This is a genomic window from Bradyrhizobium daqingense (assembly GCF_021044685.1).
In the GTDB taxonomy this organism is placed as follows: Bacteria; Pseudomonadota; Alphaproteobacteria; order Rhizobiales; family Xanthobacteraceae; genus Bradyrhizobium; species Bradyrhizobium daqingense.
Genome location: NZ_CP088014.1, coordinates 844,884 through 858,222, shown reverse-complemented (window position 1 = coordinate 858,222; position 13,339 = coordinate 844,884). Strand labels below are relative to the sequence as shown.

Annotated in this window: 13 protein-coding genes; 5 read left to right on the top strand and 8 right to left on the bottom strand. The window is 63.4% G+C overall.

Annotated features, from left to right (window positions below; genetic code table 11):
- Positions 1-200 precede the first annotated feature (200 nt).
- The 5 genes from lptB to LPJ38_RS03900 all read left to right on the top strand — a co-directional run bounded on the left by lptB (position 201) and on the right by LPJ38_RS03900 (position 5,760).
- The gene (lptB, locus tag LPJ38_RS03920) at positions 201-1,175 is read left to right on the top strand and encodes an LPS export ABC transporter ATP-binding protein (protein ID WP_145630458.1); all 975 of its coding nucleotides are present in this window, start codon (positions 201-203) and stop codon (positions 1,173-1,175) included.
- Positions 1,176-1,265: 90 nt separating this feature from the next.
- The gene (gene rpoN, locus LPJ38_RS03915; protein ID WP_145630459.1) at positions 1,266-2,891 is read left to right on the top strand and encodes an RNA polymerase factor sigma-54; all 1,626 of its coding nucleotides are present in this window, start codon (positions 1,266-1,268) and stop codon (positions 2,889-2,891) included.
- Positions 2,892-3,083: 192 nt separating this feature from the next.
- Positions 3,084-3,689 carry a ribosome hibernation-promoting factor, HPF/YfiA family gene (hpf, locus tag LPJ38_RS03910; RefSeq protein WP_145630460.1) on the top strand — a complete coding sequence of 202 codons (606 nt, stop codon included), beginning with the start codon at positions 3,084-3,086 and terminating at the stop codon, positions 3,687-3,689.
- 218 nt (positions 3,690-3,907) lie between these two features.
- Positions 3,908-4,369 (top strand): PTS IIA-like nitrogen regulatory protein PtsN, encoded by a 462-nt coding sequence (ptsN, locus tag LPJ38_RS03905; RefSeq protein ID WP_008141251.1) that lies wholly within the window; start codon positions 3,908-3,910, stop codon positions 4,367-4,369.
- 467 nt (positions 4,370-4,836) lie between these two features.
- Complete coding sequence (locus LPJ38_RS03900) at positions 4,837-5,760, top strand: outer membrane protein (RefSeq protein WP_231088570.1); 924 nt, start codon at positions 4,837-4,839, stop codon at positions 5,758-5,760.
- A 35-nt stretch (positions 5,761-5,795) separates the two neighbouring features.
- On the opposite strand, the gene LPJ38_RS03895 is transcribed toward LPJ38_RS03900, so the two are convergent.
- The 8 genes from LPJ38_RS03895 to LPJ38_RS03860 all read right to left on the bottom strand — a co-directional run bounded on the left by LPJ38_RS03895 (position 5,796) and on the right by LPJ38_RS03860 (position 13,270).
- Positions 5,796-6,422, bottom strand: coding sequence for a GNAT family N-acetyltransferase (locus tag LPJ38_RS03895; RefSeq protein ID WP_145630461.1), 627 nt, complete (start codon positions 6,420-6,422; stop codon positions 5,796-5,798).
- Between the two features lie 145 nt (positions 6,423-6,567).
- Positions 6,568-6,840, bottom strand: coding sequence for a BQ00720 family protein (locus LPJ38_RS03890; protein WP_007598581.1), 273 nt, complete (start codon positions 6,838-6,840; stop codon positions 6,568-6,570).
- Between the two features lie 50 nt (positions 6,841-6,890).
- Positions 6,891-7,316: an Hsp20 family protein gene (locus LPJ38_RS03885; RefSeq protein ID WP_145630462.1), complete on the bottom strand. Its 426-nt coding sequence runs from the start codon at positions 7,314-7,316 to the stop codon at positions 6,891-6,893.
- Between the two features lie 329 nt (positions 7,317-7,645).
- Positions 7,646-8,734, bottom strand: coding sequence for a sn-glycerol-3-phosphate import ATP-binding protein UgpC (locus LPJ38_RS03880; RefSeq protein WP_145630463.1), 1,089 nt, complete (start codon positions 8,732-8,734; stop codon positions 7,646-7,648).
- Between the two features lie 6 nt (positions 8,735-8,740).
- Positions 8,741-9,589 (bottom strand): sn-glycerol-3-phosphate ABC transporter permease UgpE, encoded by an 849-nt coding sequence (gene ugpE, locus LPJ38_RS03875; RefSeq protein ID WP_145630464.1) that lies wholly within the window; start codon positions 9,587-9,589, stop codon positions 8,741-8,743.
- The gene (gene ugpA / locus LPJ38_RS03870; RefSeq protein ID WP_145630465.1) at positions 9,589-10,470 is read right to left on the bottom strand and encodes a sn-glycerol-3-phosphate ABC transporter permease UgpA; all 882 of its coding nucleotides are present in this window, start codon (positions 10,468-10,470) and stop codon (positions 9,589-9,591) included. Before ugpA ends, ugpE begins: the two co-directional genes overlap by 1 nt.
- 49 nt (positions 10,471-10,519) lie before the next feature.
- Positions 10,520-11,830, bottom strand: a complete 1,311-nt coding sequence (ugpB, locus tag LPJ38_RS03865; RefSeq protein ID WP_145630466.1) for a sn-glycerol-3-phosphate ABC transporter substrate-binding protein UgpB — start codon at positions 11,828-11,830, stop codon at positions 10,520-10,522.
- Between the two features lie 219 nt (positions 11,831-12,049).
- Positions 12,050-13,270: a CaiB/BaiF CoA transferase family protein gene (locus tag LPJ38_RS03860; RefSeq protein WP_145630467.1), complete on the bottom strand. Its 1,221-nt coding sequence runs from the start codon at positions 13,268-13,270 to the stop codon at positions 12,050-12,052.
- Positions 13,271-13,339: the final 69 nt, after the last annotated feature.

The window sequence follows — 13,339 nt, the reverse complement described above, 5'->3', positions numbered from 1 at the left end:
CGATCGACCTGAGACGAGGTTGAAGCTTGGCCGGCGAGACTGTATCTAGCGCGCAGGGCTTTCGAAGCGGGGTTCGCCGCTTTTCGGGCGTGTCTCACTGGGCATGAGACATCCCTTCACTCATGCTGCACCGGCGAATCGCCGCCGGGCGGCAGATCGCGTGAGCGCCGCGGACAACCGCGCAAGGCTAGAAGGCGGGGATGGTCGATCTCTTCAGCATGTTCCGTCGGCGCCCCGCTGAGCGCGGCCGGCCAGGATTTGCACGTCAGGACATCACCGCGCTGGGTGATGCCGTTGGCGGCCTCGTGCCCAGTCCCATCAGGGATCAGCCGGCGCGCGTGGTCGACCAGTTCCAGCCTGACTACGATGCCGATCCGCGCCAGCAGGCGGTTCACCCCGTCAGAAGCGCCGCCGCGTCCAACGGCGCCGGCGGGCCACAACTGCTGAAGCGGCCGGGCTTCCTGGCTGTGCATGGCGTGAAGAAGTCCTTCGGCAGCCGCCAGGTCGTGCGTGGCGTCAGCATCTATGTGCGGCGCGGCGAAGCGGTCGGCCTGCTCGGTCCCAACGGCGCCGGCAAGACCACCGTGTTCTACATGATCACGGGCTTGATCAAGGCCGATCATGGTGCGATCGAGCTCGATGGTCACGACGTGACGAAGCTGCCGATGTATCAGCGCGCGCGGCTCGGCATCGGCTATCTGCCGCAGGAAGCTTCGATCTTTCGCGGCCTCACCGTCGAACAGAACATCCGCGCGGTGCTCGAAGTGGTCGAGCCCTCGCGCAAGAAGCGCGAGCAGCAGCTCGATTCGCTGCTCGACGAGTTCAACATCACGCGCCTGCGGAAATCGCCGTCGATCGCGCTGTCCGGCGGTGAGCGGCGCCGCGTCGAGATCGCGCGCGCGCTCGCGACGCGTCCGAACTACATGCTGCTCGATGAGCCCTTTGCCGGCATCGATCCGATCGCGGTCGGCGACATCCAGGACCTCGTCCGCCACCTCACCAACCGCGGCATCGGCGTCTTGATCACCGACCATAATGTCCGCGAGACGCTCGGCCTCACCGATCGCGCCTACATCGTCTATGCCGGTGAAATCTTGACCGAGGGGACTCCGGATGAGATCGTTGCCGATCCGGACGTCCGCCGCCTTTACCTTGGCGAGGAATTCCGCCTCTAGCCCGTTTTTCCAATTCGTCAAGGCGTGTACATCGGGCTCGGACTAGGATAAGCAAAAATCGGACCAATTTTTGGGAACGGTTCTTGCTTCATGGCGCTTACGCAGAGATTAGAGTTCCGGCAATCGCAGTCGCTGGTCATGACGCCGCAGCTGATGCAGGCGATCAAGCTGCTGCAATTGTCCAACCTCGATCTCACCACCTTCGTCGAGGAGGAACTCGAGCGTAACCCCCTCCTGGAGCGAGCCAACGACGAGGCCAACAGCGGCGAGGCGGCGGCTGAGGCCGGCCAGTTCGGCGATGGCGAGGCTGGCGGCCAGGGTGAGGGTCACGACGACGGCTTTGGCGGCAGCGCGGAGGGCTTCGAGCCCGGCCAGGAAGAATGGATGAGCAAGGATCTCGGCACCCGCGCCGAGATCGAGCAAACCCTGGACACCGGCCTCGACAACGTCTTCTCCGAGGAGCCGGCGGAGGCGGCCGCGCGCAATGCCCAGGACGCTGCGCCGACCACCTACACCGAGTGGGGCGGCGGCGCCTCCGGCGACGAGGACTACAATCTCGAGGCCTTCGTCGCCGCCGAGGTGACGCTCTCCGACCATCTTGCAGAGCAGCTCTCGGTCGCCTTCACCGCGCCGGCGCAGCGCATGATCGGCCAGTACTTGATCGACCTCGTCGATGAGGCCGGCTATCTGCCGCCGGATCTCGGCCAGGCCGCCGAACGTCTCGGCGCATCGCAACAGGACGTCGCGGGCGTCCTCGCCGTGCTGCAAAAATTCGATCCGCCCGGCGTCTGCGCGCGCAACTTGAGCGAATGCCTGGCAATCCAGCTGCGCGAGCTCGACCGCTACGATCCGGCGATGCAGGCGCTGGTCGAGCATCTCGATCTCCTCGCCAAACGCGACATCGCGTCCTTACGCAAGCTCTGCGGCGTCGACGACGAGGACATCGCCGACATGATCGGCGAGATCCGGCGGCTCAATCCGAAGCCCGGCATGAAGTTTGGATCGGCCCGGCTCCAGACCATGGTGCCGGACGTCTATGTCCGCCCCGGTCCGGACGGCGGCTGGCATGTCGAGTTGAACAGCGACACCTTGCCGCGTGTGCTGGTGAACCAGACCTACTATTCCGAGCTGTCGAAGAAGCTCGGCAAGGACGGCGACAAGTCCTACTTCACCGATGCGCTCCAGAACGCGACCTGGCTCGTGCGCGCGCTCGACCAGCGCGCCCGCACCATCCTGAAGGTCGCCACCGAGATCGTGCGCCAGCAGGACGGCTTCTTCACCCATGGCGTCGCGCATCTGCGGCCGCTCAATCTGAAGGCCGTCGCCGACGCCATCCAGATGCATGAATCCACGGTGTCGCGCGTCACCGCCAACAAGTACATGGCGACCAATCGCGGCACGTTCGAGTTGAAATATTTCTTCACGGCCTCGATCGCCTCGGCCGACGGCGGCGAGGCGCATTCCGCCGAAGCCGTCCGCCATCACATCAAGCAGCTGATCGATTCGGAAGAGCCGGCGGCGATCCTGTCGGATGACACCATCGTGGAACGCTTGCGCGCTTCGGGCATTGATATTGCCCGCCGCACGGTCGCGAAGTACCGCGAAGCCATGCGCATACCCTCTTCGGTGCAACGCCGCCGTGACAAGCAGAGCGCTCTTGGTAACGTCCTCTCCACCGCAATGTCCGATCGCTCCCGCAACACCGAACCGGCCTAATTGCACTGGCGCGGAATCGCGCTACTCTCGGCTCCCCTTTGCAACCGATCCAAGCACGCGCATGATCCGGACAAGTGCACAGCGGCTTTCCCTCTCCACAAGCGCGGAGCGTGGTGCGGATCATGCGCAGGGAACGACTTCGGCTGCGACGACGCGTCGTCGCAGCTGAGGAGCAAACCAAGCGAGGCATCCATGACTCTTCGGATTTCGGGCAAGAGCATCAGCGTTGGTGAGGCCCTGCGCGGCCGAGTTGCCGGCCGCACCGACGAGGTGCTGCGCAAATATTTCGACGGCAGCTATTCCGGGCATATCACGCTGAGCAAGGATGGCTTCGGCTTCCGCACCGACTGTGCGCTGCACCTCGATTCGGGGGTTACGCTCGAAGCCGATTCGAACGCGCCCGATGCCTATGCCAGCGCCGATCAGGCGCTGCTGATGATCGAGAAGCGGCTGCGCCGCTACAAGAACCGGCTCAAGGACCGTTCCGCCCGCAAGGCCCATGCCGCCTCCGAGGCGATGGCTGCGCTCGATGCAACGAGCTATGTGCTCGAGGCGCCCGGAGAGGGCGAAGAGGAAGTCACCGGCTACAGTCCCGTGATCATCGCGGAGCAAACCACGTCGCTGAAGCAGCTCTCAGTCAGCGAAGCCGTCATGGAACTCGACCTCAGCGGAGCACCTTGCCTGGTATTCCAGCATGGCTCGTCAGGCCGGGTGAACATCATTTACCGCCGCGCGGATGGCAATGTGGGCTGGATCGATCCGCCGGGAGCCAAGGTCGACGGCAAGGCGGGCGGTTAGGCCGGGGCGGGGGGGCCGTACGATCCCGGCCCTTAACAATGACCCGTGGCAAAGCCGCACGCGGGAGTTGGCACCGGGATTGCGTTGGAGTAGAAGCGCCCCACATCAGCACCGGGACTAAGTCCCCCTCCTGCTTCATGTTATTGACGCCGGCCCCGCTTGGTCTTCCAAGATGGCCAAATCGGAACTGACGGTTTAATTCACCTCGGAAAGCTTCCATGCCGATTACCGATCTGGTCGCACCCGAGGCGATTCTCCCGGCATTGAAAGTCAACAGCAAGAAGCAGGCCTTGCAGGAGCTCGCGGCCAAGGCTGCCGAGCTGACCGGCCAGAACGAACGCTCCGTGTTCGAGGTGCTGCTCCAGCGCGAGAAGCTCGGCACCACCGCGGTCGGCTACGGCGTCGCCATTCCCCACGGCAAGCTGCCCAAGCTCGAAAAGATCTTCGGCCTGTTCGCGCGGCTCGATCGTCCGATCGATTTCGAGGCGATGGACGGCCAGCCGGTCGATCTCGTCTTCCTGCTGCTCGCCCCCGAAGGCGCCGGCGCCGATCACCTCAAGGCGCTCGCCCGCATCGCGCGCCTGCTGCGCGACCAGGACATTGCCAAGAAGCTCCGCGCCTCGCGCGATGCCCAGGCGATCTATTCGGTGCTGGCCCTGCCGCCCGCGACGGCGGCGTAATCGTCACTCCCTGACTGCGAGAGTGCGAGCGTCTTAACTCACTCTCGTGCCCCGGACCCAGCGCAGCGCTCGTCAGCGGTGCGCTACAGAGCCGGGGCCCATGTCACCCCCATGTCACCGCATCTCCTCATGCTGCCTTCTGGATCCCGGCTCTGCGCAGCAGCGTTGCACGCTGCAGCGCGTCCGGGACACGAGACTTGAGCGCGCTGTGTCCTCGCACTCCGTCGTTTGTGTCCTCGCACTCCGTCGTTGCTTCGTCGCAAGTGCTTCTCGCAATGACGATGCAGAAGCGTCATCCGCGACAAAAGAACGCGCGTCGCATTCGCTTGAGCCAAAGCGCGATTGCGGCTTCGCATCCGTCTGTCTTTGTCGAAAACTAAGCTCAAAGCGTCGTCGTCGCGCTCAAAACGTCATGCTACGGCGCTTTGCGCTCACCTCTCACAAGCTGCATTTCCAAAAGTATCTGGGTGTTGCTGACCGAGTACAGCGGGCGTGAATCAGCCGATGTATCTTACCGGTGTTTTCTATTGCTGATTGTCGGGGGAATGATGATGAAGCGACTGCTACTGGCGACGTCGGCTCTGATTGTTGCAGGCTCGGCTCAGGCTGCAGATCTGGGCGCCCGTCCCTACACGAAGGCACCGATCGCTGCGGCCGTGCCTTTCAGCTGGACCGGCTGCTATGTCGGCGGTCATGTCGGCGGCGGTGCGAGCCGAACGGGCTTCACCGATCCCGGCATTGGAACGGGAGCTGTCATCTCGCCCGCAATGACAATAGGCAATGTGCCTGGTGATCGCATTGGGGTGAACGGCGACGTCGGAATTGTAGGAGGCGTTCAGGCTGGTTGCGACTACCAATTTGCCAGCAACTGGGTGCTCGGGATCGCCGGCGATTTCACGGCCACCGATCTTCACGGCACCGCCAACGATCCCTTCTTCGCCGGCAAGACCGGCGCGCCCGCCACTCTATCGAGCCGCACCGATTGGGTCGCCAGCGTCACGGGTCGGCTCGGCTACACATGGGATCGCTTCCTCGCTTATGGCAAGGGCGGCGTCGGATTTGCGCATGACCGGTACAGTCTGAATAATTTCCCGACGATGGGGGGCTTCGTTTGTCCTGGCGTGGGATTCCTCGTTTTTGATCCCTGTAATTCAAGCGCCAGCACCGATCGCGTGGGCTGGGTGGCAGGTGCCGGTGTCGAATGGGCCTTCGCTCCCAACTGGTCGGCCTTGATCGAGTACACTCACTACGGCTTCGACAGCAAGCGCGTGGGATTCGCCAATCCGGTCGCCGCCACCACCGCATTGATCGATATTCGTCAGGACATCGACATCGTAAAGGTGGGCATCAACTATCGGTTTGGCGGATCACGCGTCGTCGCGAAATACTGATTGATCGCGTAAGGAGACAAGGGAGCGGCCGGGGCTCAACCCCGTGCCGCTTCCATGCGTTTCACGATGCGCTGCCCGATCGGGCTCTTCAACCAGGCCTGGAAACCGGGCCTGTCCCAGGTCATCCGACGCAACACCAGAAGTGATCCATCCGTGTGCGATCGCACGGGATTGTCGGGTTCTGGCTCGAGCGTCCAGCCGAGCTTCGACAGATACTCAATGGTGGTCTGGTTTCGCTCCAGCACGAACGCGCGGATGCGGCTCAGCTCGAGATCGTCGAACACGAACTTGAGCAGCGGGATGAAAGTGTTCACCGTCGCTCCGGCATTGCGATGTTCTTTTTCTCCGATCACGGCGCTGACCAGCGCTTCGCTGGCGGGCGCATCGATGTCGAGGCGGATGAAGCCGACATGCGCGCGGCTGCCGCGCTCGAACATCCCGAGCAGAAGCCGTTCGCGCTGATCGAAGGATTTGATGTATTCGACGATGTCGGCCTTGGTCATCGCACGCGGCGACGTGTTGAGCACGTGCACCGTCCAGGGATCGGAGAGCCAGTCCGCCCAGCGCTGCGAGGCATCATCCCGCTTGATCGTGCGCAGGAAATAGCGGCCGGCCGGAAACCACAATTGTTGCTTGGTGAGACGTTCGGCTTTGGCTGGCATGCTGCATCTAAGCAGCTTCGAGTCCGGCGAGCAATTTCAGAGCACGCGGACCAAGTTGCATTGATCCTGCCCAACTGCTCAAACGCAAACGGGCACGTTTTCGCGTGCCCGTTCGAAACTCTATCCGCGCGGAAAGCGCGTGTGCTCAGTGCACACTCACCGCTTGCAGCTCGTTGCTCCAGGCGTTGGCGATCGCGGCTTCGCGGCTGTCGGTCAGCATGATCGGCGTGCCGTCGGCGGCGTGGAGCGCGAACAGCTTGAGGCCTGGCGCAATCTTGGGCGCCTCGGGAAACAGGCCCGGTACGTCCTCGGAACGGATCTGCTTCACATAGGCGATATGACCTTCGCCCAGGGTTGCCAGCGTCTCCGGAGAGACATTCTTGGCTTCGTATTCGAACGCAACGTGACCTTCACTCATGGTCTCGACTCCTCTGGAACACTAAGCGGTCGAGTCCGCTACTCGTTCCATTATTCGTGCTCATTGATAGCGATTGTCTTAACGATCCTCTCCGGTTCAGGCCGGGCAAGATCGATCGACAACAGCCCGTTCTTCAGATCCGCGCCCAGCACCAGCATCCCCTCCGCCAGCACGAAGGTGCGCTGGAAGTGGCGCGCGGCGATGCCGCGATGGATGTATTGCCGGGACTTGTCGTCCTGCTGCCGTCCGCGGATCACGAGCTGGTTTTCCTCAATGGTTACATCGAGTTGGTCGCGGGTGAATCCGGCGACCGCCAGCGTGATGCGCAAACGCTCGGGCTGGTTGTCCGCGCCACTGCACCTCTCGATATTGTAGGGAGGATAGCCGTCGGCGCCTTTGACGACCCGATCGAGCACCCGCTCGATCTCGTCGAAGCCCAGCAGGAAGGGACTGGAGAGCGTTGGAACACGAGACATAGTTTACAAAGTCCTCTCGAAGCGACTTTGGTGCATCAGGGCCCGCGAGCGGCACCCCTTGATCAGCAATATGGGCATGTTCCCCTGCGGGTTCAAGCAGGTAGCGGGAAGCTGTGGATGGCCCGATTTCACCATCGATAGGCTCGATATAGCCTCAGGTGCGCCATGGCCGGGCTCGTCCCGGCCACCACGACCTTGCTCGCGGCACTGAGAACGTGGATGCCGGGGCGATCCGGGCGGGGCGAATTCGCGAGAAAATTTCTCCAATGAAAACAGGCCCTGCTCTACTGTGCATGGGGTTGTTTTCGTACTCTGGTTTCGGAACCAGCTCAGGCCTCGAGCCGCTTCCGCCCGTCGGCGCTGAACAGATGCAGCTTCGCCCGCGCTGCGGCGACGCGGATCCTCTGGCCGATGGCGGGCGCTTCCGTTCCGGGAATGCGGACGATGATCTCGCCGGGCGGCAGCTCGCCCGGGGTCGCGGCGACGCGCTGGTCTTCCTCGGCCCGCGCGCCGTAGATGAAGGTCTCCGCGCCCACGCGCTCGATCGCCTCCACGGTCAGCGGCAAGGCGACGCCGCCGGCCGGGGTCTGGTCGGTGATGACGAAGTCTTCCGGGCGGATGCCGAGGATGCCGGCGTCCGCGGCGTTGCTGCCGGCGAGCTGCGATCTGATCTCCTCGGGACGTGTCGACATCAGATTCATCGGCGGCGCGCCGATGAAGGAGGCGACGAAGGTCGTCGCCGGCTTCTCGTAGATCGCCAGGGGATTGCCGACCTGCTCAACCTGGCCGCCGTTCATCACGACCAGAATGTCGGCGAGCGTCATCGCCTCGAGCTGGTCGTGGGTGACGTAGATGGAGGTCGTGTTGAGCCGGCGCTGCAATTTACGGATCTCGACGCGCATCGCGATGCGCAGCTTTGCATCGAGATTGGAGAGCGGCTCGTCGAACAGAAAGACCTTCGGTTGGCGCACGATGGCGCGGCCCATGGCGACGCGCTGGCGCTGGCCGCCGGAGAGCTGGCGCGGCTTGCGCTCCAGCATGGCGGACAGTTCGAGCACGCGCGCGGCTTCCTCGACGCGGGTCTTGATCTCGGCTTCCGCCATGCCGCGGTTGCGCAGGCCGTAGGCCATGTTGTTGTAGACGCTCATATGCGGATAGAGCGCGTAATTCTGGAACACCATCGCGATGTCGCGATCGGCGGGCTCGATCTGGTTGACCACGCGCCCGCCGATGTCGATCTCGCCGCCGGTGACGGTCTCCAGCCCCGCGACCATGCGCAGCAGCGTGGACTTGCCGCAGCCGGAGGGGCCGACCAGCACGCAGAACTGTCCGTCGCCGACATCGACGTCGACGCCCTTGATGGCCTCGAAGCCGCCGGGATAGGTCTTGCGGACGTTGCGCAGGGTGACGTTAGCCATAAGTCTCTACTTTTCCGTCTCGACCAGTCCGCGCACGAACAGCTTCTGCATGACAACGACGACGAACACCGGCGGCAGCATGGCGAGCACGGCGGTCGCCATCACGATCGGCCATTCGGTGAGCGCATCGGTGGTGGTGATCATCTTGCGGATGCCGATCTGGATGGTCTGCATGTCGTCGCGCGTGGTGATCAGCAGCGGCCAGAGATATTGATTCCAGCCGAGGATGAACAGGATCACGAACAGCGCCGCCATGTTGGTGCGCGATAGCGGCAGCAGCGTATCCCAGAAGAAACGGAACGGGCCGGCGCCGTCGATGCGCGAGGCTTCCAAAAGCTCGTCCGGTACGGTCATGAAGAACTGGCGGAACAGCAGCGTTGCGGTCGCGGATGCGATCAGCGGCAGCGACAGGCCGGCATAGCTGTCGAGCATGTGCAGGTCGGCGACGATCTTGTAGGTCGGATAGATGCGCACCTCGACCGGCAGCATCAGGGTGATGAAGATGATCCAGAAGATCGCCATCCGGAACGGAAAGCGGAAATAGACGATCGCATAGGCCGAGATGATCGAGACCGCGATCTTGCCGATCGCGATCAGCATCGCCATCACCAGCGAGTTCAGCATCATGTTGCCGACTGGCTCGCGGGTGGAGCCGCTCGTGCCGACGAAGATCGTCTGGTAGTAGGTTTCGAGGAAATGGCCGCCCGGCAGCAGCGACATCTGGCCGTTGGCGATCACGGCGTTGTCCTGCGTGGAGGCGACGAAGGCGAGATAGACCGGGAAGGCGACGATCGCGATCCCGATCCAGAGGATGATGTGGGCGATGTAGCGCCGGAAGCCCTCTTCCTCCACCATCAGTAGGTCACCTTGCGTTCGACGAAGCGGAACTGGATTCCCGTCAGCACGATCACCATGATCATCAGAATCACCGATTGCGCGGCAGAGCTGCCGAGATTGCCGCCGAGCAGGCCGTCGGTATAGACCTTGTAGACCAGCGTCTCTGTCGACTTGCCAGGCCCGCCGCGGGTCATGGTGTCGATGATGCCGAATGTGTCGAAGAAGGCGTAGACGATGTTGACGACCAGCAGGAAGAAGATGGTCGGCGACAGCAGCGGAAAGGTCACGGTCCAGAACCTGCGCATCGGGCGCGCGCCGTCGATTGCGGCCGCCTCGAGCACGCTGCGCGGGATGCTCTGGAGGCCGGCGAGGAAGAACAGGAAGTTGTAGGAGATCTGTTTCCAGGCGGCGGCGAGGATGATCAGCGCCGCGGCCTGATCGCCGTCGAGCAGCGGATTCCAGTCGATGCCCAGGGCGCGCAAGTACCGCGCGAGCACGCCGAGCGAGGGATGCAGCATGAAGATCCAGAGCACGCCGACGACCGGCGGCGCCACCGCATAGGGCCAGATCAGCAGCGTGCGGTACAGCGTTCCGCCGCGCAGCGGCTTGTCCGCCATCACGGCGAGCAGAAGCGCGAAGGACAGCGAGGATACCGCAATGGCGAACGAGAAGAAGAAGGTCCGGACGATCGCCTCGAAATAGGCGCGCTCCTTGAACAGGTCGAGATAGTTCTCGAACCAGACGAAGCTGGTCGACAGGCCGAAGGCATCCTGGAGCAGGAAGGACTGGATCACCGCCTGCAAGGCCGGCCAGTAGAAAAAGATCAGCACGATCGCGAGCTGCGGCGCAACCAGCGCGTAGGGCAGCAGCTTTGATTGGAAAATGGCTTGCTTTTGCATGATGCCCGCAGGAGCGGCAGGCCGGCATCCCGGCCTGCCGTCGGTCGCCTTACTTCACGGCGGTCTTTTCGAACTGACGCAGCATCGTGTTGCCGCGCTCGACGGCGGCATCCAGCGCCTGCTTGGCGGTCTTCTTGCCGGCGAGCGCCTGCTCGATTTCTTCCGCCCAGACGTCGCGCAGCTGCACCATGTTGCCGAGGCGCAGGCCGCGGGAATTCTCGGTCGGCTCCTTGTTGGTCAGCTCGAGCAGCGGCGTCTCGAGATAGGGCTGATCCTTGTAGAAGCCCTCGGCTTTGGCCTTGTCATAGGCGGCCTTGGTGATCGGCAGATAGCCGGACGATTTGTGGATGAAGACCTGGCGATCGGTATCCGAGAGGAAGGTCAGGAATTTCGCCACGCCCTTGTATTCGTCGGCCGACTTGCCGCCCATCACCCAGAGCGAGGCGCCGCCGATGATCGAGTTCTGCGGTGCGCCCTTCGCGTCGGGATAATAGGGCATCGGCACCGCGGTGAAGGCGAACTTGGCTTGAGCCTTCACGTTGCCGAAGAAGGCCGACGAAGTCAGGTAGAGCGGGCATTCGCCGGACGTGAAGCGGCCTTCACCGGTGTTGGTGCGCCCAGCATAATCGTAGGTCTTGTCCTTCTGGAGCTCGACAAGGTTCTGGAGGTGCTTGACCTGCAGCGGCCCGTTGAAGGAGAGCACCGTGTCGAAGCCGTCGAGGCCGTTGGCCTTGCTGGCGAGCGGCACGTTGTGCCAGGCGGAGAGCTGCTCGAGATTGACCCAGGTGACCCAGGAGTTGGAGAACCCGCAGGTGGCATGGCCGGCCGCCTTCAGCTTCTTCGCCGCGTCGAACACTTCGGGCCAGGTCTTGGGAATCTCGACATTGGCCTTCTTCAGCGCGTCGAGATTGACCCACATCACCGTGGACGAGGAGTTGAAGGGGAAGGACAGCATCTCGCCCTTCGAGGTCGAGTAATAGCCGGTGATCGCGGGCAGATAGGCCTTGGGATCGAACTTCTCGCCGGCGTCCTGCATCAGCTTGTAGACCGGTTTAACCGCCCCGGTCGCGGCCATCATGGTCGCGGTGCCGACCTCGAACACCTGCATAATGTGCGGCGCGTTGCCGGCACGGAACGCGGCGATGCCGGCGTTCATCGTGTCGGCGTAGTTGCCCTTGTAGGTCGGGACCACCTTGTAATCGCTCTGCGCGGAGTTGAAGTCGCCGGCGAGCTTGACGATGACGTCGTTGTTCGCGCCGGTCATGGCGTGCCACCACTGGATTTCGGTGACGGCCAGCGCCGGCGAGGCCGCCATGCCAACGGCGACTGCGAAAGCCGCACCAAAGTGTCGAAGAGCCATCAAGAAAACCTCCCTTGCCCGTCACTAAAGAAGCGCTTGCGCTAGCAGCGCCATATGACGTTCACATGACTGTGTAAGCGGGAGAAACGAAAGCGGCAAGCGCAGGGAATGGGAAGCCGGAAAATAGGCGAATGCCGACGGCAGCCTTTTTCGTTCGCGCTGCACGTGCGTGCCTGCGCCGCAATGCGGCATGGATATCGGATGGAGAAGGCCGGCGACTTAGCGCTTGCGCTCGGGGCCGCAGACCGTGCCCTTCTCCAGCATCGAGTCGATCTCGGCCTGGGCGTAGCCGAACTCGCCGAGCACCTCCGTCGCGTGCTGGCTGAATTTCGGCGGCACGCGGCGCAGGCTCGGCTTGGTGCGGTCGAGCCGGATCGGCGAGGCCACGCCCTTGTACCAATCCTTCTCGATGATATCGCCGCGCGCGACGGTGTGCGGGTTGGCCAAGGCCTGATCGATCTTCTGCACGGGACCCGCGGGCAGGCCCGCCGCGAGCAGGCGGTTGCACAGCGGCTCGGCCTCGTGCTGGCTGAACACCGCGGCAAGCTCGGCGCGCAGCGCCTCGCGGTTGGCGATGCGGTCCTTGTTGCGGGCGAACCGCGGGTCGGTGCCGAGCTCGGGCTTGCCGATCTCCTTGACGAGCTTGCGGAACGTGCCGTCGTTTCCGACGCCGATGAAGATGTCGTCGGTCTTGGTCGGGAAGATCGCGTAGGGCACGAGGTTCGGGTGCTCGTTGCCGGTCAGCGAGGGCGGCTTGCCATGCATGAAATAATTCGCGGTGTGCGGATGCATGATGGCAAGGCCGGTCTCGTACAGCGTCGTCTCCAGGAACTGGCCCTTGCCCGACCGCTGCCGCTCCGACAGAGCCATTAGGATACCGATCGCCGCATAGAGGCCGGTGGTGATGTCGACCAGGGGCACGCCGATCCGCATCGGCCCGCTCTCGGGCGAGCCGGTCGCGGCGATCATGCCGGTCATCGCCTGGATGATGGCGTCATAGCCGGGATTGCCGCCGCGCGGACCGTCGGCGCCGAAGCCGCAGATCCGGCAATGCACGAGGCGCGGAAATTTCTTGCTGAGGATTTCGTTGCCGATGCCCCATTTCTCCAGCGTGCCCGGCTTGAAATTCTCGATCAGGACGTCGGCGGTCTCCAGCATCTTGAGCAGCACGGTACGGCCGCCCTCGGCGGCGAGGTCGAGGCCGATCGAGCGCTTGTTGCGGTTGATGCCGATGAAATAGGCCGCGTCCTCCTCGTGGAAAGGAGGGCCCCATTCGCGCACCTCGTCGCCCGCAGGCGGCTCGACCTTGATCACGTCGGCGCCATGGTCGGCGAGGATCTGGGTGCAGTAGGGACCGCCGAGCACGCGCGTGAGATCGATGACGCGCAATCCGCTCATGGCACCCAGAACGGCTTCAGAACCCGCGGCTTCAGAACTCATGCCTTCGCTTCCCCTGTGTCGACAATTGATTACAGGCCTAGCGAGGTTCGTGCATACCAGCAATGGCCC